This window comes from Neorhizobium sp. PAMB6630, from assembly GCF_058242775.1.
The window spans coordinates 1,034,826-1,051,888 of record NZ_JBZAYV010000002.1 but is presented as its reverse complement, the minus strand read 5'-3'; the positions used below and the strand labels follow the sequence as shown (position 1 = coordinate 1,051,888).

Below are 17,063 nucleotides of genomic sequence, written 5' to 3'. Positions count from 1 at the left end.
TCAACCCAGAGCTTCTGCAGCTGCAAATTGTCTTTCGACGATCTTTGCCATGCGCTCCGGGCATTCGAAGTGTGGGATATGCCCGATACCGTGCAGGAAATGAAGTGCTAAATCAGCGTCAACCGTCAAGGCATGGCGGAATGGCGTCACCGCGTCCCGTCGCCCCCAGATGATCGAGGTCGGCATGGAAAGACGGCTAAAGGCGGGCCGCAGATCAAAAGCCTGCACGCCATCCGGGAAAAGCAACTCCGCCATGTCCATTTGGCAGGCCCGCAAACCCGGATCGGCACGGCCGCGCATGGCAGCCTTCGCATAATCCTCACCGATCAGGTCAGGATTGCCGGCAAGCTGGCGCAGCCAAGGATAGAGGCTTTCGACACGGGTGGCACGCGCAATCCCGGCGAGTGCGGCGCCATTGATATCAGGCCCGAGGCCTGCCGGTGCGATCGCCGTCAGGCTGAGGATACGCGGCGCGCGGATATCCGCGATTGCGGCGGCCAGGGCGCCGCCCAGCGAGTGGCCGAGAAGATGAACCGCATCGACGCTGCGTGTTGCCTCGTCGAAGGCATCCAGCACCATGCGCGCCAGATGGGCGAAGTCGCGGATCTTCCGCTTTGGTGAGCGGCCGTGCCCCGGCAGATCGATGCGGATCAGCGCCCTCTCCGATGATAGGGCCTTTTCAAGAGGCAGCCAGCCGCTGCTGTCGGCGGCAAAACCATGCAGGAGAACAAGCGGCATGCCTTTGCCAGCGCGCCGCGTGACGGCGAGCGGACCGCCTTCCGGCACCCAGCCGACGGCAGGTTGTGACGGCGCCGCGCTGCGGCGAAGAGTGAGATGATTGTCCACGTCCTCCTTCTGGATCCGCCCGCGGGGACCGCTGCCGGTAACATCCGGCAGGTCTAGGTCAGCCGTTCGCGCGGCATGGCGGGCCGCAGGCGTCGCTCGCAATTCTCTCGCGCTCGGCGCATCGCTGCTTTGGATCGCGGGCATCAGGGCAGGCGCCGGCGTTTCGGCCTCTGGCGCAGTCACCACGTCCTCAGCCATTCCGGCAACCGGTGCAGCAGCGGGCGGCGGCGTATCGACGGCTTCGCCTTGCGTGTAAATCCAGGCAATCACGGAGCCGACCGGCACTTTCGTGCCCGGTGCCGCCGTCACGTGCTGAAGGCTACCCGTGGCCGGTGCTTCCACCTCCATGGCGGCCTTGTCCGTCTCGATGTCGAAAAGAGCGGCCCCCTTTTGCACCACATCGCCAGGCTTCACATGCCATACGGCCAGCGTGCCATGGGTCATATCCATATCGACTTTGGGCAGGATCACTTCCACAGGCATGTCAGACCTCCCGGCGCGCCAGGCGCTGCGCCGTAGACAGGATCGTCTCGACCTGCGGAACGGCTGCACGCTCCAGATCGGGGTTATAGGGAATGGGCGCTTCCGCTCCGCCCAGACGCAGGATCGGCGCATCAAGGAAATCGAAAGCATCGCTTTCGGCCACCATGGCGCTGATTTCCGCGCCGATTCCGTAGCTCTTCACCCCTTCGTAGACGATCAGCAGGCGTCCTGTCTTGCGTACGGAGGCCAGAATGGTCTCGTGATCAATGGGACGGATGGAGCGAAGGTCGATGACTTCCGCACTCACGCCTTCCGCGGCCAGCTGAACGGCCGCCTCCAGCGCGCGATGCACCATGATGGAAGCGGCAACAATCGTGAGATCGCTGCCCGCACGGCGAATGGCGGCCTTGCCGATGGGCGTGATGTAATAGCCCGCCGGAACTTCGCCCTTCATCTTGTACAGCAGCTTGTGTTCGAACACGAGGACAGGGTCCGGATCGGCAAGTGCTGCCAGAAGCATTCCCTTGGCATCCTCCGGCGTGGAAGGCTGGATAACCTTGAGGCCCGGAACATGACCGAACCAGGCTTCCAGGCTCTGGCTGTGCTGGGCCGCAGCACCCGTGCCGGAGCCGGCCGGCATGCGAAACACCACCGGCACGGACGCCTCGCCGCCCAGCATATAGCGTAGCTTGGCAGCTTGGTTGACGATCTGTTCCATGGCGAGGGTGGCGAAATCGGAGAACTGGAACTCGAAGATCGGCTTCAGACCGGTGAGCGCTGCACCCACGGCCACGCCTGCGCCACCCAGTTCGGAAATCGGCGTATCCATTACACGGTCGGGGCCGAACTGGTCTACGAGATCGAGCGTCACCTGAAATGCGCCGCCATAAACGCCGATATCCTCGCCCATCAAAATAACCGTCGGGTCCGCCTCCATGGCAATCACCATGGCCTCGCGGATGGCTTCGGAATAGGACAGTGTCCGGGTGGAGGTTTCCTGTACCGTCGCGTCCATATCAGGCCTCTGCATATACATAGCGGGTCACTTCGCCGATGGCCGGGGCAGCGCTGCCCCGGGCAAATTCGATCCCCTGCTCCACGTCGCTGATTGCGGCGTCAGCGATGGCCGTGGCTTCGGCCTCGTCCAGAATGCCGTGGGTCATCAGTTCCGCCTGGAAACGGGCGATGGGATCGCGCGCCATCCAGGCTTCGATTTCGTCCTTGGTGCGATAGCGGTTGCGGTCGGATTTCGAGTGGCCGCGCCAGCGATAGGTGAGGTTTTCGATGAGGCTTGGGCCACCGCCCTCCCTTGCGCGGGCGATTGCGTCATGCACAGCTTCTGCGACAGCGGAAAAATCATTGCCGTCCACCGTCACCCCCGGCATGGAATAGGCCGCGGCGCGCTGGGAAATCTGGCGCACGGCGGTTGATCTTTCGACTGACGTCGACATGCCGTAGTGGTTGTTTTCGCAGATGAAGACGACCGGCAGCGCCCAGATGGCCGCCATGTTCAGCGCCTCATGGAAGGCCCCTTCGTTGTTTGCGCCATCCCCGAAGAAGCACAGCGTCACATCCTTGCGCCCAAGGCGCTTGGCCGAGAGGGCAGCACCCACAGCAATCGGTAGCCCGCCGCCGACGATGCCGTTTGCGCCAAGATTGCCGGTGCGCACATCCGCAATGTGCATGGAACCGCCGCGACCGTGGCAATAACCGGTTTCCTTGCCGAAGAATTCCGCAAACATGCGCCCGACATCCGCACCTTTGGCGATGCAGTGGCCGTGACCGCGATGGGTGGAGGTGATCTTGTCCGCATCCGTCAGTTCGATGCAGCTGGCAACGGCGCTGGCCTCCTGGCCGATGGAAAGATGCATCGTGCCGTGAATAAGCCCGCGCATGTAGCTCTGCTCGGCGCCTTCCTCAAAGCGGCGGATCAGATACATCCGCTTCAGCGCCTGCTTCAACTGCTCCGGCGAATAGGTACGGATGGCAAAGGGGCGATTGTCTGTCATGCTCATTTCAGGCTCTCCAGCATCGCATCCTGGCGGGCGCGCAGCATGGCAATCGGGCTATCGGCCGGCACCGCGGTGTTGAGGGACGTGAGCAATTCCCCTTTCTTCACCGGCGCCGTTGTGTGTGCGCCAGACAGCAGGCCGCAAGGCACTGCATTTGCGGCGCGCGCTTCGCTCGCCGTCATGATCCAGGCGCGGTAGCAATATTCGCCGATCTGATCGAGCGTTTCGCCCGGTTGCAGGTCCCGTTTGGCCACGGCACACACTTCGGCCACCGGGCGTGCCATCGGCACCATATCGGCCTTGCCGTAAAGCACGGCGCGCGCGCAGGTCAGCGGCACTTCAAGCGATGTGAGGTGATAAGGGCGGAAGAAGGTGAAGTAGGGACCCGTTCCCATCTTTAGATCTTCCATGCGTTCGCGGATGCGCGGGTGGTCCATCTCCGCCACGACGAAGACTCCAGGCGCGACACCCTTGCCGATCGAAAAATCAACGCAGCCTTCGCTGGAAGACAGGACGCCGCCGGCGGACTGCGGCACCAGAACCTTGCTCAGCTCATCGCGTGAACAGGCCGGGCCATGCATGCCGGGTCTGTCGGGCAGAAGACCGGTGGCATTGGCAATGGCTGCCATTTCCACCATGGTTTTCGATCCATCGACAAACTCCACCAGCATCCGCGGGTTCATGTTGCGCCGGTGTGCTTCCTCGGCATAGAGATCCGGCGTCGCGTCGATATTGAGAGGGTTGTTCTTGCCCTTGCCTGCGGAAATGATGCGATGGCCCATGGCGCTGACGAATTCGATCAGTTCCATGCAACTGGAAGGTTCGTCGCCTGCGCCCAGCGAATAGACGACACCGAGCTTTTCGGCTTCTGCGCGCAGGTATGCGCCAATCGTTACATCCGCCTCGACATTCATCATCACCAGATGTTTGCCCGCCTGCATGGCAGAAAGGCCTACCTGTGCGCCGATGGCCGGAATGCCGGTCGCATCGACCACGACATCGATCAATCCCGCGTTCAGCAGCACAGCCATATCGTCGGTGACGGCAATCAGTCCGGCTTCCATCGCGGCATTGGCAGCATCGGCACTTGCCACGCGTCGCGAACGATCATCCGTACCATAAGCAATCTGCACCGATCGCTCGGCAGCGCCTGCCCGCACCTCACTGATCGCACCGACCACAATGCCCTGCATATGCGCGACGCGACTGACAATATCGGTTCCCATCTCTCCAGCACCGACAAGACCGATCCGAACGGGTTTTCCAGTTTGAGCCCGTACGGATAAATCGCGGGCAAGCCCGGTTAGGGCAACATTGGTTGGCATGGACACATCCTCCTTGATGCGCCATTGATTGCGTACATTTGTTATTTATGTCAACAGTAAGTTCAGATCATATTATGATGCACTGCAGCGCTTTTTCTCGATTGACACCGAAAACAATATGAACACATTATCTAGTAGGGTAATTTATGTTCAAATAATCGCTGGGCGGAGGAGATGCGCAGCGGTGTTCAAGCATACGATTGATCACACTGGGAGGATGATATGGGTAAGGAATTCGCAGCGGTTTCGCGCCGCGGCTTTTTGCGTACAACGGCAGCGGCCGGTCTCACCGCCGGCCTCGGGGGGCTTGCTGTGCCATCTCTGGCAAAGACGTCCCTGCCGGACGTCAAAACCGTTCTCGACGGCATTTCCGTCGAAGGTTATGTGCGGGCCGACTACCGCAAGCTCTACAACATGACCAATGAGCCGCTATGGGATCCGGCAAAGGACTGGATTCGCGCCGTGGACTGGGAGAAGGTCCGTTCCGAACAGGCAGGCAAGACGGTACGTTTTGCCATTGGCGCCGCCGATCAGGAATCTGCTGCCGAGGGCCTGAAGCCCTTTGAGCAGCTTTCGGGTATCAAGGTGGAGCTGGTTCCGATCCCCGACGACAGCTTCTATGACAAGGCCGTCGCCGAATTCATTTCCGGCAATGCTTCCTTCGATGCGCTGCAGTTCTTTTCTCCCTGGCTCGGTGATTTTGCAGGTCCCGGGTTCCTCGCCGAACTGGATGATTATGCGGCCAAGTGGAAGCTGCCGCTTGACGATTTCTATGACACCTATCGCCTCAACTACGGTTATTTCGGTGGCAAACTGGTCGGCATCCCCTTCGACTGCGACGTGCAGATGGTGCATCTGCGCAAGTCTTCGATGGAAAAGATCCTCGGCGGCAAGATCGATCCGGCAAAGTCGGTTCCGACCTATGACGAACTCATCCGCATTACCGGCGAGGCCAATAAGCTTGGCGGCGGCGTCTCCGGCGTCGGCCTCATGCTGGCGCGCGGCTTCTGGGCCACCTACACTTGGGAGCATATTGCTGCACAGGCGGGCCTTAAACTGTTCGACGAGCAATGGAACCCGACATTGAACGGCGATGCCGGCCTGAAGGCCATGGACATCATCATGGCGCTTCAGAAGAACGCCATTGAAGGCGTTGCCGGTGCTGGCTGGGGTGAAAACCGTGCCGCCTGGCTGGGTGGTCAGGTGGCCGCAAATATCAGCTGGCAGGATAGCGGCACGCAGGCCATGCGCCCGGATCAGTCGAAGATCGTCGACGATTTTGTCACGATCTACGAGCCGCGCATCAAGGGCGGCGTGTTTGCACCGCCAAACATTGCCGGATCGACCTCCTGTGTGGCGGCAAATGCTCAGAACCCGGAAGGGGCTTTCCTGATGCTGGCCTTCCTGACGACGGCCTCGATCATGGCCATGAACGAAGCCAATGCCAATGGTGTGGCTCCGGGCTATCGCTCGGTTCTGGCCAATCCGCGTCTTCGCGCCGTCAGCCAGCCCGCCAAGGTCTGGGCCGACAGTCTGGAGCATGCCTGGTGCGCGCCGCGCCTGCCTGGCATGTTCGAGATGGAACAGGCGCTCGGCAACGAGATCAACCGCGCCGTGACGGGCCAGATTTCTGCCAAGCAGGCGCTGGAAAACGGCGAAACAGCCTGGAAACGCATCATGGAGAAAAATGGCTTCTCCGGCGGCAAGGGGCCGGTTGCCTATGCGGATGTCGCTCCCGGCATGTATGTCGGTGCCGGCAAGGCTCTGCCGTTCTGAGCCGATGGCAAATTCCGCAAACAGCATCAAGGCGGTGGCGTCAGTCACCGCCCGTCCGTCCACCGGTGGACTGCGTCGCCGCTCGCCGCTGCTGCGCAGCGCCTTCCCTTATCTCCTTGTGGCGCCAACCGTTCTCTACCTGCTGGCGATCACCCTCTATCCGGGCCTCTTTGCCATTTACCAGAGCCTTTTCGTGGTCCGTTTCCTGAAGTGGACCTGGGCCGGCCTCGGCAATTACGAGCGCATCCTACAGGATGGCGAATTCTGGGCCGCGCTGTGGAATACGGCAGTGATCGGCGGGCTGTCGCTCACGACGCAGACGGTGATAGCCCTTGCCATTGCCTATTTTGCCTATCGCGATCCCTTCATCCGCGGCTGGCGCATCGTTTATCTCATGCCCATGCTCTTCATGCCCTCGGCTGTCGCCTTCATGTGGAAGCTTGCCTTCAATGACGGCCGGGTGGTGTCAGACCTGCTGATGACGCTGGGGCTTGTAAACGGCAATGTCGACTGGCTCGCCTCCGTCTGGCTCGCCCGACTGACACTGATCGTCGCCGATGTCTGGCAATGGACACCCTTCCTGTTCATCATCTTCGTGGCGGCGCTGCAGGGGCAGGACCAGGAAATCGAAGAGGCCGCCCGGCTCGACGGGGCCTCCTGGCCGGCGATCTTCTGGAATATTTCGTTGCCGATGATGCGGCCTGTCATCGTGGTTGCCGTCACGCTGCGCGGCATCGACATCACCACCATGTTCACCAATGTCTACATCATGACGCAGGGGTCTCCCGGCGGCGCGACGGAGACGATGAGCTTCTTCATCTACCGCCAGGGGTTTCGCATGTTCAACTTCGGTTATGCCTCCGCCGCCTCGGTGCTGATGCTGGCAATGACGGTGTTCATTGCGCAAACCCTTGTGAAGCGGGCCTTCCGCTCGGGAAGGAGCTGACATGGCCTCCGTTCGTCGTGATCGCAGCGAAAGCCTGTGGCTTCGTTATGTCATTCTCGGTTCTTGGGCCATCGTCTGCCTTGCGCCGATGATCTGGTTCCTGACCATCGGTTTTCGCCCGCGCACCGAGATCATCGTGCCCCACCCGATCTATTGGCCGAACTGGAGCCTCGATGCCTGGCGGCTGCTGGTCAGTGACTGGCCGATTGCCAGCTATCTGCGCAATTCCCTCGTCGCGGTTGCAGGCTCGGTCGTCATCGATCTGCTGCTTGCCATACCGGCGGCCTATGCACTGGCCCGCTACGAATTCAAAGGACGCGAAGATATCGGCTTTTATATTCTTTCCACGCGCATGATGGCGCCTGCCATCGTTGCCGTGCCGATCTTCTTCCTGTTCCGGGGCATTGGTCTTCTCGATACGGTCTGGGCGCTGATGCTGGTCTATGCCGCCATAAACCTCAGCCTCGTCACCTGGATCATCCGCAGCTACATGCTGGATATTCCGAAGGAACTGGAGGACGCCGCCCGCACGGACGGTGCCGGAGACCTGACGATCCTGCGGGAAATCATCATTCCTGCCTGCCTTCCCGGTATCATCACAGCGGCGGTGATCGCGGCCATTTTCGCGATCAACGAATTCCTGTTCACGCTGCTGATCGCCTCGACCTCGAAGGCCTATACCATGTCCGTTGCGCTGGCGAATTTCACCGGCGGTTCGGACGGCATCATTTACAATGCAATTGCACTCGTCTCCTTCCTCGCCTTCGTGCCGATCCTGATCGTCGTGGTCCTGATCCAGAAGCACCTTTCACGCGGGTTGACGATGGGCGCGGTGAAAGGCTGAACCATGGCTTCCATTCAACTCAACAATATCGTCAAGCACTTCGGCTCTTTTGTTGGGGTCGAGAACATGTCGCTTGAAATCGCCGACGAGGAATTTCTCGTGCTGCTCGGTCCATCCGGCTGCGGCAAGACCACGACCATGCGCATGATCGCCGGGCTGGAACATCCCACAGACGGGAAAATCGTCATCGGCGGCGAAGTCGTCAACGAGATCGATGCGCGAGACCGGGACGTGGCCATGGTTTTCCAAGGCTATGCGCTCTATCCGAACATGACGATCTACGACAACATCCGCTTCCCGTTGCGCATGCGCAAGGTGCCGGCCGACCAGCACGACAGGCTGATCCGCCGGGCTGCCGAAATGGTGGAGCTTGGATCCTTCCTAGACCGCAAGCCCGCCGCCCTTTCCGGCGGCCAGCGTCAGCGTGCAGCCCTTGCCCGCGCCGTGGTGCGCGAACCGCAGGTCTTCCTGATGGATGAGCCGCTTTCCAACCTGGATGCCAAGTTGCGTGCCAGCATGCGGGTGCAGATCAAGCATATGCAACGGCAGTTGAAGGTCACCACCGTATACGTCACGCATGACCAGATCGAGGCCATGACGCTCGCGGACCGGATCGTCATCATGAACCGCGGTGTCATTCAGCAAGTCGGCACACCGGACGACATCTATTCCGATCCTGCAAACACCTTCGTTGCCGGTTTTATCGGGTCGCCACCCATGAACCTGCTGGACGGAGAGGCGAGCAATGGCGTTTTCCGCAGCGAGGGGGTCGCAGTGCCCTGCCCGCCGCATGTGAACGGACGCGTCACGCTTGGTGTGCGGCCGGAGGATTGCGTCGTGGGCGGCGAGCATCTTGGGGGCATGATCTACGGGGTCGAGCCAACGGGCGATACGACCTATCTCACGGTCCAGACAGGCAAACGCTCCGTCGAAATCAAGGCCGCACGCGATTTTCGTGCGCCGATCGACACGCCTATAACCATTGGCTTCGATCCGTCCCGCCTCTATTTCTTCTCCGAGCGCGGTGATCGCATCCGGAGGCCAACATGAGCACCCGCTTCGACTATTCCTGCATGGGCTTTTACACCTTCGATGCCCTCTGCCGACCCGTCACCCAGATCGCGCCGGGCGGCGGCACCTATTTCGTGGAAGACTTCACATTGGCGGTCTCTGGTGCGGCGGGTTCCGCCTCCATCGTCGCGGCCAAACACGGGCTTCGCGTGCAGGCGGCCGGTGGCGTCGGTGAGGACGACATGGGTGACTGGGTGCTGATGAAACTGCGCTCCTTCGGCATCGATACGGAGTTGATGGCGCGTTGCCCGGACTTTTCCACCTCCTCTTCCATCGTGACCACCCGGCCTGATGGTGCACGGCCGGCTCTTCACAAGCGGGGCGCGACAGATGCCTTCTTTATCGATGACGGCCAGATGGAGCGCCTTCTCGACACGCGTATTCTGCATGTCGGCGGCGTCGGCCTGATGAACCGGATGGACGACACCGGCCGCACGCGCGAGGTAATGGCCGAGGCAAAGCGCAGGGGCGTCATCACGACGCTGGACGTGTTTGCCTCGACGGCGGAAGATTTGCCCAAGGTCGCGCAATTGCTGCCCTATACCGATTATTTTCTTCCCTCGGAGGAAGAGGCACGGGCGCTTTCCGGCCTCAGCGATAACCGGGATCTGGCGCATTTTCTGCTGGATCGCGGCGCAGGCTGCGTCATCCTGACACTCGGCGCCGAGGGGGCTTATTACTGTGGCAGCGATGGGCGGGAATTTTACACACCCGCCTTCGAGGTGGATGTGAAATGCACCTGCGGTTGCGGCGACTGCTTCAACGGCGGCTTTGCCACGGGGCTCGTCAAGGGATTGTCGGCAGAGGAGTGCGTTGAACTTGCGCAGGCGTCTTCGGCGCAAAATGCGACCGGCCTCGGCAGCCAGGCGGGTGTGCGCGATTATGCCGGCACGCTCGAATTCATCCGTTCGACGCGTCAACGACAAGGTCTTGAGGCTTCCGTGCCAGCCCTGATCACGGTATAAGAGAGCCTCTCGGGAAGGGGAGTGAACGCGGTGAACCTGATGCCTATCCGTCCGGATACGACAACCCTCAGGGAGGTCCTGCGCGGGGTGCGCCATGTCTTGCGCAGCGGACGCAAGTCCCTGCAGGAGGTCGGCGCGATGGAAACCTTGCCCGAACCGGCAGCCCGTCTGGCCAGGACACTTCTCGGCGATGTCGATGATATCGCTCGGGGCCTTGATGACCTGGCATCTCGCCTGGCCGGCAAGGTCCTCACCTCGACAGCCTCACCTGCCGCCCCCTTCGAGGAATTCATGGCGCATCCCCAAGGAGACGCCCCCTTTGCGGTTGTCGCGTATGAAGCGCTGAAGAAGGCTCTGCGCCATCTGCATACAGTGGATGCTTTCATCAGCGAGGCGGCGGCCCGTACGGCCTTTCAGCGCATGCGCCAATCGGCCAAGCCGGAGCAAACGGTAGAAACATCAGCCGCAATTCTGCTTCTGGCCATGCTGGACCTTCGGGTCGTGCGCGCCGAGGAACCGATGTCGCAGGCGCGCCCCGTGGCGGGCGAGGCCGACACGCTGGCGAGCTTTTCGGTTCTGCTATGGCTGCTTGCCGAGCGTTCCGATGCGGACTACGACATGGCGCTTCTGTCGGCCTGCGAACTCTCGCAGGCCCTTGCCGAGGTGATTGTCCGTGGCTGCGCGGCAGGCGATGTAGAGGCCCTGCGCAAACTGTTCGAACGGTATGCCGTCAATGTCTGAGACGCTTCTTCGGGTTGCACTCCCGCCAACCAACCAGCCTTTGCGTCTTGCGGTACGGCGCTTTCGCTGGTTCAAGCTCGCCTTCCATGCCCATGTGGAGGCCTGCGCGCGCCATCTTGGCTGCACCTTCGCCATTGATGACGAAAAGCTGGCCGAGGTCTTCATCCGCTGGCTTGAGGCCATCGACCGTCAGAAACCGCGCGACAAAGCCAAGCGCCGCGCCTTCTTCGAATTTGCTGCCTGCCTCATGCTGCGGGAATTGATCTCCGATCTGCCGATCCGCAGAATCTCGGAGGCTGTCGGCGGCAGGGCAAGCACCGCCGTCGGCGCCTTCTGGCCGGAAGGTTATGCCTGCACGATGTTTTGCCTGTCCATTCACTCGGCGGCGATGAAGCAGGAGTTCGATTTCGACGTGGATGTCAGCCCATCCGTTGACGATCTTCGAAGCTGGTGGTCGTTCAAGGAAAATTCTGCAGAAAACCGCAGTTTTCCCGCTGGTTTTCTGCAAAAGCTGCTGGGCCATGAACCTAACTGGTCGATGCCGGACATCTTTCGCGCGCAGCTCTAGATGCGGAGACCGGCACCCAGCACTAGAATTTCCGGCTGATCGACAGCTTGAAGTTCCTGCCGGGCATGGCCGCGATCCCATCCGAGAGATAGGGCTCGTAATATTTGTCGAACAGGTTGTCGATTGCGGCATGCATCTCCATGCCGGCAAGGCTTCCCTCCTTCGGGGTCCAGTCCACCGAAATGCCGTGGACGGCATAACCCTTGCTTTCCGGCCGAGCATAAAAATAGCCGGTTCCCTGATTGTAAGGGGTACGCTTCTGGGCTGACACGAACAAACCGTTCCAGCTGATCGACAGGTCCCATTCCGGGATCTTGTAGCCCAGCTGGACATTGCCGGTAAACGGCGCAAGGTCCTGGAAATAGGTGTTCGGACCGCTGACGTCATTGATGGCGCCGTTGCGTGAGCCGTTCATCCAGGCAAGGCCGATGTTTGAAAAGATGCTCTCGGAATCGTAGTTCACGGAGAAATCCGCGCCGTAGATCTTGTAGCTCGGCGTATTCCAGTAGAACGGCACGGGCCCGGTGATGTTGGCGAGATTGGCGCTGCCGAACCGGCGCGTCACCGGGTTGGTCACATGGTTGTAGAAAAGCGCCACCGAGGTTTTCAGCGTATCTTCTTCAGACAGCAGTCCGTCGAACTGGCGTGACAGGCCGATATTGATATTGTTGTTGCGTTCGACCTCGAGATCGCGGGAGGTGGCGGACGCCTTGGTTGCGGCGCTCTGGCTGGAATAAAGCTCGTCGATCACAGGCACGCGCATAGCATAGGCCCAGTCGGCAAAGAGGGTTGTTTCAGGCGTTGCCTCCCAGCGAAGGCTGAGTGCGGGCGTGACCCCCGTATGGGAGGTGGCGGAATAGTCGTGGCCGGCTGCCGGATTGTTATAGCGCGGCGCGGCATTCGGCACGCCTTGCGAGCGCACATAATCGAAGCGAAGCCCGGGGGTTATCTTGAAATCCGGCGTCAGGCCGATCTCGTCCCTGACAAAGGCGGAGAGCGTGTCCTGCTTGCCTTGCGGCATGATCCAGGACGAGTAATAGCCATAATTATACTGGGCGCTGTTCTTGTTGGCGATGTCGTACATCCAGGTGTCGCGGTCATGGTGCACGTACTGGACACCGTAATTGGCCGCATGCGAAAGGCCGCCCAGATCGAAATACGAGGTGTTTTCCAGCTCGAACTTGATATCGGTGTATTTGGCATCATCCTCCTGGCCGCCAAGGCTCGCGCTGGGAACGAAGCCTGAAATGGTCGGGCGCGTCATGTGCAGGTTGGTGGAGGAGAGGCTGAGCATCGCCTTGACGTTCACCAGATCGCTGTCGCCGGTATAGGCGTATTTCAGCGTCGAGGAGAAGTCCTCCATCTCGCGAAGGGCGAGCGCCCGCAGTCGCGCGGTCTCATACCCATAACGATCGATGCTGTAGGCCGTGAGGTCCAGGTCACCGCGGTTGGCCGCCGGCGGGCCATAATCCGACGAGCGGCCGTAGATGACGGAGGCCCTCAATTCGTGTCCGTCGACTTCCAGGCCCCCGTTGGCGGAAAAGGATGTCAGCTTATCGCTGGAGGCCTCGTAGACCTGTCCGCCGCCGACGCGCACATTGTCGCTCTTGCGCCAGATGACCGAGGCCATGCCATCATAGGTGACGGGGCCGCCAAAATCGGACTTGCCATAAACGGCCGCCGATCCGAGACGCTGCTTGTTGGCGCTCTGATAACCGGACTTCACCCAGGCCCCAAAACTTTTGCCCTCCAGCAGCATGTCTTCTGCCGTCTTGCTTTCCATGATGACCGTGCCGCCAAACCCCCCATTGCCATAACGCACGGACGTGGCACCTTTGAGGATTTCCACGCGCTTCAGCAGTTCCGGGTCCACGAAGACCGTGCCCTGGTCGTAGCGTTCGAAATTCTTGGGCGCGCCATCGAGCAGGATCCGGACATCCGATTGCCGGGTAAAGCCGCGAATGGAGATGCTTTGCCCTTGCAGCCTGACCCCGCCGGTGGCGGTGACACCCGGCGTCTTCTGCAAAAGTTGCGGCAGGGAGTTTGATTGGGCGGCCTCGATCTGGCGCCCATTGATCTCCGCCACGCTCGGTGCGCCGCTGTTGAACAGGCCGCCGGCTCCGACCGTCACGCGCGGCAGAACCGTCTCATCGCCGGCGGTTGCTGCGGATGAATCTGTGGAGAGTTTTTCGAGCTTCACCGTCCGTTCGGCAACAAACCGATAGGTGAGGCCCGTTCCGGCCAGCAGCTTTTCCAGAGCCTCACCCACCGTCATCGAACCGGTGATCCTGACGTTCGTGCGCCCGCTTGCAAGCGTCGCATCGAAAACGACCTGAAGGCCGGACTGGCTGGCGAGGCGATTGAGGCTCGTGACAACGCTGCCGGCGGGCAGGTCAATGGCGATCCGGCCGGCCTGTTGTGCGCTTGCGACCGCTGGAAGCGAGGCCAGGGCGACGCTCGTCAGAAACAGGGAAAGCAGCGGCAGTCTCAACCGGCGGCGCGTTGACCGGGTGTTGTGTGTCATAGGGATAAGCTCCTTGGGCAGCAAAATATGTTCTCTGCCAGCCGTACGAATGAGCCTTCCGTTTCAGGACAGGTTGACCGAAAATTTCTTCAGTGGAGGATCGTGAGATAGGCGCCGACATGGGTGACGCGGATCTCGAAGGCTGCCGCAAGGTCATCGAGAGCGGCTTTCGGGTGTGTGAGATCAAGGCTGCCGCTCAGCCGTTTTTGCTGCAGATTTGCCGTGGCGACGAGAACATGACCGGGCAGATAGCGTTGGATGCCGGTGACGATATCGCCGAGCGGCTGGTTCTCGAACACCAACCGTCCCTGTCGCCAGGCGCCGATGGTCGAAGCATCCATCGTTTGCGGATCACGCAACTTTCCGTTCTCATCATAAACGATCGACTGGTTCTGCTGGAGGATCGTCGGGGGCGTTGCCGCGCCGGCCTCGATCTTCACGCTATGCTCCTCTACCGCAACCTGGGTTTCAGCACCCCGGAGGTCGACATCAAATGCGGTACCGAGTGCCGTCGTTTTCCCACCACCCGCCTCGACGCAGAAGGGGCGCAACGGGTCCGGACGGACTTCTACGAACACCTCGCCGCGCAGCAGGATGAGGCAGCGCTGCTCTGACGTGAAGCGAATTGCAATCGCACTGTTGGCGTTGAGCGTCACGACCGAGCCGTCCGCCATCCGGATGATTTCACTGCGGCCGATGGCGGAGATATGGTCGGCACGAAGACGAAGCGGGATATCGAGGTGAAGACCTGCCAGCAGGCAGAGGCCGGCAAAGCCGGCCGCTGCCCCTTTCACCTTTCGCGAAACAGGCTTGCGGCTTGCCTTCGACAGAAACCGGTCATCCTCGGTAAGCAGCCGGGACGTGTCGCCGATCAGGCATTCGATCTGCTCGAAAATCTGGGGATGGCGTGGATCGGCGCTCGCCCAAGCCTCGAACGATGCCCGGATCGCCGCGTCTTCTGGATGTTCCCGAAGCTGGAAAAGCCAGTCTATGGCCTCTTCGCGCATCTGCCTTGTGGTTTTCGTCTCCGCCATCAGAGCGTGTCCTCAAGGCATTCGAGGCAATGCAGATAGGCCTTGCGGATGTGGCGATCGACCATGTTGCGGCTGATCCCGCAGCGCGCGGCAATCTCGTCGGCGGTGAGGTTTCCAATGCAGCTGGCAAGAAACACCTGCCGTCGCTGGTAGGACATTTTCAGGATGGCCTGGCGCAGGCGTTTCAGCCGGTACGGCACATCGGCGCGCGCGTCCGCGTCGCCAAGCGGCTGGGGCACGCTCAAGGCCTCCTCGGTCATGCTCGAAAACAACCGGCGCTCCAGCCTCTCCCGTCGCAGGCGGTCTATCCCGAGATTGGCGCAGACGCGGATGAGAAATGCCCTCAGAACCGGCCTGTTCTCCACCAGTTTCGGTGTGTTGGCGAGGCGCAGATAGACGTCATGCACGATTTCCTGCGAGTTGGTCGCGGCATGTCCACGCCGTTTCATGGCGCGGCAAAGCTCTTGGTAGTGGATCTCCATGGCGTCATCAACGCGGGCGTGCGCGGCAGACTTAATCCACATGGGCAAGAGCTTTCAGTCGATTGTGCGAGAGCCACCGCTTACGATAAAATTGATGGGCAGGCAATAAACATGACAAAAAAAATCATGTTTATTCGGGTGTGTTCGACACGCCCGAGATGACCATGCGGACACCGCCTGGCCGTTGCACCATGATGGCGGGATCGACGCCCTTTCTGTGCGTTATAATCAAAACATCGAGAAACTGTCGTCTGTTTGTCATGGCTGGGACGCATACGGTGCGCCGCAAAGGAGCGCCGCATGCAGCCGCAATCGCTAGAACTTCAGGGTATCGAAAAAAGCTTCGGGGCGGATAACGTCCTGAAATCGATCGACCTTGCCATCCGCCCCGGTGAATTCCTGTCGCTGGTCGGCATGTCCGGATGCGGAAAATCCACCCTGTTGCGGATCATCGCCGGCCTGGAGACACCCGACCGCGGCACAGTCTCCATCGGCAACAGACACGTCACCGATGTCGATCCGAGCGAACGCAACCTTGCCATGGTGTTCCAATCCTATGCGCTTTACCCGCACATGACGGTGCGCGAGAACATCGCCACGCCGCTCAGGATGCGTCGTCTGTCGTTTACGGCTCGGCTGCCGCTGATCGGGCGAATGATCGCCAGCGCTGACACATTGCGCGACATCGCAGCGTCGGTGGAAGAGGCCGCGGAAACACTGCAGATCGGCCATCTTCTGGATCGCAAGCCGGCGCAGCTTTCCGGTGGCCAGCGCCAGCGCGTGGCGCTTGCCCGTGCCCTGGTGCGCCAGCCGGCCGCTTTCCTGATGGACGAGCCGCTGTCCAACCTCGATGCCAAGCTTCGCGCCCATATGCGCGAGGAACTGACCGGCCTGCATCGCCGCCTCGGCGCCACGTTCATCTATGTCACCCACGACCAGATCGAAGCGATGACCATGTCCGACCGCATCGCGCTGATGTCGGAAGGCGGCATCGAGCAGCTTGGCACGCCGGATGAACTTTATCAGCGACCGGCATCCTTGACCGTTGCCCGGTTTATCGGGACGCCGACGATCAATCTCCTGCCCGTGGAAGTCGGCATGACCGGGCGGATCTCCGCTTTTGGCCAGGAATTCGGTCTTGAAGCGGCAGCACAGGCGGCAGGCCCCGCAACGCTTGGCATTCGTGCGGAAGATCTTCGCCCGGCAGCAGATGGTCTTGCCGTTCGGGTCCTGCGCAGCGAAACCTATGGTGCCGATCGCTTCGTCACCTGCGCGCTGGTGCAGGATCAATCGGTGCGGATCGTCATGCGCCAGCATGCCGGCGAAAGCCTGCCGAGCGAACCCGACGGCCTGCTGCGGCTCGGTTTTGCCGAACAGCGCGCCCATCTGTTCGGTGCTGATGGCAAGCGCCGCGATGTCTCCGCCCGCGCACGGGTTGCCGCATGA

The 17,063-nt window shown here is 61.0% G+C and carries 15 protein-coding genes; 8 read left to right on the top strand and 7 right to left on the bottom strand.

The genetic code is table 11. From position 1 onward, the window contains the following. From AC4CWF_RS23565 to AC4CWF_RS23550, 4 genes are read right to left on the bottom strand one after another with little or no spacing between them, the layout of a single operon-like run. Positions 1-1,329: an acetoin dehydrogenase dihydrolipoyllysine-residue acetyltransferase subunit gene (locus tag AC4CWF_RS23565; RefSeq protein ID WP_491286001.1), complete on the bottom strand. Its 1,329-nt coding sequence runs from the start codon at positions 1,327-1,329 to the stop codon at positions 1-3. Between the two features lies 1 nt (position 1,330). Then, positions 1,331-2,344, bottom strand: a complete 1,014-nt coding sequence (locus tag AC4CWF_RS23560; RefSeq protein WP_491286000.1) for an alpha-ketoacid dehydrogenase subunit beta — start codon at positions 2,342-2,344, stop codon at positions 1,331-1,333. A 1-nt stretch (position 2,345) separates the two neighbouring features. After that, entirely contained in the window at positions 2,346-3,344 is a 999-nt protein-coding gene (locus AC4CWF_RS23555) for a thiamine pyrophosphate-dependent dehydrogenase E1 component subunit alpha (protein ID WP_491285999.1), read from the bottom strand. Next, positions 3,341-4,666, bottom strand: coding sequence for an NAD(P)H-dependent oxidoreductase (locus AC4CWF_RS23550; RefSeq protein WP_491285998.1), 1,326 nt, complete (start codon positions 4,664-4,666; stop codon positions 3,341-3,343). The genes AC4CWF_RS23555 and AC4CWF_RS23550 overlap by 4 nt, the downstream gene beginning before the upstream one ends. Before the next feature lie 222 nt (positions 4,667-4,888). Here AC4CWF_RS23550 and AC4CWF_RS23545 point away from each other — a divergent pair, with 222 nt between their 5' ends. From AC4CWF_RS23545 to AC4CWF_RS23515, 7 genes are read left to right on the top strand one after another with little or no spacing between them, the layout of a single operon-like run. After that, positions 4,889-6,442: an extracellular solute-binding protein gene (locus AC4CWF_RS23545; RefSeq protein ID WP_491285997.1), complete on the top strand. Its 1,554-nt coding sequence runs from the start codon at positions 4,889-4,891 to the stop codon at positions 6,440-6,442. 4 nt (positions 6,443-6,446) lie between these two features. Further along, positions 6,447-7,388 carry a carbohydrate ABC transporter permease gene (locus tag AC4CWF_RS23540; protein ID WP_491285996.1) on the top strand — a complete coding sequence of 314 codons (942 nt, stop codon included), beginning with the start codon at positions 6,447-6,449 and terminating at the stop codon, positions 7,386-7,388. A 1-nt stretch (position 7,389) separates the two neighbouring features. Then, the gene (locus AC4CWF_RS23535) at positions 7,390-8,232 is read left to right on the top strand and encodes a carbohydrate ABC transporter permease (protein WP_491285995.1); all 843 of its coding nucleotides are present in this window, start codon (positions 7,390-7,392) and stop codon (positions 8,230-8,232) included. Positions 8,233-8,235: 3 nt separating this feature from the next. Continuing rightward, the gene (locus tag AC4CWF_RS23530; RefSeq protein WP_491285994.1) at positions 8,236-9,282 is read left to right on the top strand and encodes an ABC transporter ATP-binding protein; all 1,047 of its coding nucleotides are present in this window, start codon (positions 8,236-8,238) and stop codon (positions 9,280-9,282) included. Next, complete coding sequence (locus tag AC4CWF_RS23525) at positions 9,279-10,268, top strand: carbohydrate kinase family protein (protein ID WP_491285993.1); 990 nt, start codon at positions 9,279-9,281, stop codon at positions 10,266-10,268. The genes AC4CWF_RS23530 and AC4CWF_RS23525 overlap by 4 nt, the downstream gene beginning before the upstream one ends. 39 nt (positions 10,269-10,307) lie before the next feature. Next, on the top strand, positions 10,308-11,009 hold the full coding sequence (locus AC4CWF_RS23520; RefSeq protein WP_491285992.1) for a hypothetical protein: 702 nt from the start codon (positions 10,308-10,310) through the stop codon (positions 11,007-11,009). Continuing rightward, positions 11,002-11,577, top strand: coding sequence for a hypothetical protein (locus tag AC4CWF_RS23515; protein WP_491285991.1), 576 nt, complete (start codon positions 11,002-11,004; stop codon positions 11,575-11,577). Before AC4CWF_RS23520 ends, AC4CWF_RS23515 begins: the two co-directional genes overlap by 8 nt. Before the next feature lie 22 nt (positions 11,578-11,599). On the opposite strand, the gene AC4CWF_RS23510 is transcribed toward AC4CWF_RS23515, so the two are convergent. The 3 genes from AC4CWF_RS23510 to AC4CWF_RS23500 form a co-directional block, all read right to left on the bottom strand. Further along, the gene (locus tag AC4CWF_RS23510) at positions 11,600-14,101 is read right to left on the bottom strand and encodes a TonB-dependent receptor (protein ID WP_491285990.1); all 2,502 of its coding nucleotides are present in this window, start codon (positions 14,099-14,101) and stop codon (positions 11,600-11,602) included. Between the two features lie 89 nt (positions 14,102-14,190). Then, on the bottom strand, positions 14,191-15,135 hold the full coding sequence (locus AC4CWF_RS23505) for a FecR family protein (protein WP_491285989.1): 945 nt from the start codon (positions 15,133-15,135) through the stop codon (positions 14,191-14,193). Further along, positions 15,135-15,584 (bottom strand): RNA polymerase sigma factor, encoded by a 450-nt coding sequence (locus AC4CWF_RS23500; RefSeq protein ID WP_491285988.1) that lies wholly within the window; start codon positions 15,582-15,584, stop codon positions 15,135-15,137. The genes AC4CWF_RS23505 and AC4CWF_RS23500 overlap by 1 nt, the downstream gene beginning before the upstream one ends. A 333-nt stretch (positions 15,585-15,917) precedes the next feature. Here AC4CWF_RS23500 and AC4CWF_RS23495 point away from each other — a divergent pair, with 333 nt between their 5' ends. Then, the gene (locus AC4CWF_RS23495; RefSeq protein ID WP_491285987.1) at positions 15,918-17,063 is read left to right on the top strand and encodes an ABC transporter ATP-binding protein; all 1,146 of its coding nucleotides are present in this window, start codon (positions 15,918-15,920) and stop codon (positions 17,061-17,063) included.

Bases quoted from the DNA above. Each gene is read 5' to 3' on its own strand.
- AC4CWF_RS23515 (WP_491285991.1), top strand. From the start codon at position 11,002: ATGTCTGAGACGCTTCTTCGGGTTGCACTCCCGCCAACCAACCAGCCT.
- AC4CWF_RS23545 (WP_491285997.1), top strand. From the start codon at position 4,889: ATGGGTAAGGAATTCGCAGCGGTTTCGCGCCGCGGCTTTTTGCGTACA.
- AC4CWF_RS23525 (WP_491285993.1), top strand. From the start codon at position 9,279: ATGAGCACCCGCTTCGACTATTCCTGCATGGGCTTTTACACCTTCGAT.
- AC4CWF_RS23495 (WP_491285987.1), top strand. From the start codon at position 15,918: ATGCAGCCGCAATCGCTAGAACTTCAGGGTATCGAAAAAAGCTTCGGG.
- AC4CWF_RS23535 (WP_491285995.1), top strand. From the start codon at position 7,390: ATGGCCTCCGTTCGTCGTGATCGCAGCGAAAGCCTGTGGCTTCGTTAT.
- AC4CWF_RS23555 (WP_491285999.1), bottom strand. From the start codon at position 3,344: ATGAGCATGACAGACAATCGCCCCTTTGCCATCCGTACCTATTCGCCG.
- AC4CWF_RS23530 (WP_491285994.1), top strand. From the start codon at position 8,236: ATGGCTTCCATTCAACTCAACAATATCGTCAAGCACTTCGGCTCTTTT.
- AC4CWF_RS23510 (WP_491285990.1), bottom strand. From the start codon at position 14,101: ATGACACACAACACCCGGTCAACGCGCCGCCGGTTGAGACTGCCGCTG.
- AC4CWF_RS23505 (WP_491285989.1), bottom strand. From the start codon at position 15,135: ATGGCGGAGACGAAAACCACAAGGCAGATGCGCGAAGAGGCCATAGAC.
- AC4CWF_RS23550 (WP_491285998.1), bottom strand. From the start codon at position 4,666: ATGCCAACCAATGTTGCCCTAACCGGGCTTGCCCGCGATTTATCCGTA.
- AC4CWF_RS23560 (WP_491286000.1), bottom strand. From the start codon at position 2,344: ATGGACGCGACGGTACAGGAAACCTCCACCCGGACACTGTCCTATTCC.
- AC4CWF_RS23565 (WP_491286001.1), bottom strand. From the start codon at position 1,329: ATGCCTGTGGAAGTGATCCTGCCCAAAGTCGATATGGATATGACCCAT.
- AC4CWF_RS23500 (WP_491285988.1), bottom strand. From the start codon at position 15,584: ATGAAACGGCGTGGACATGCCGCGACCAACTCGCAGGAAATCGTGCAT.
- AC4CWF_RS23520 (WP_491285992.1), top strand. From the start codon at position 10,308: ATGCCTATCCGTCCGGATACGACAACCCTCAGGGAGGTCCTGCGCGGG.
- AC4CWF_RS23540 (WP_491285996.1), top strand. From the start codon at position 6,447: ATGGCAAATTCCGCAAACAGCATCAAGGCGGTGGCGTCAGTCACCGCC.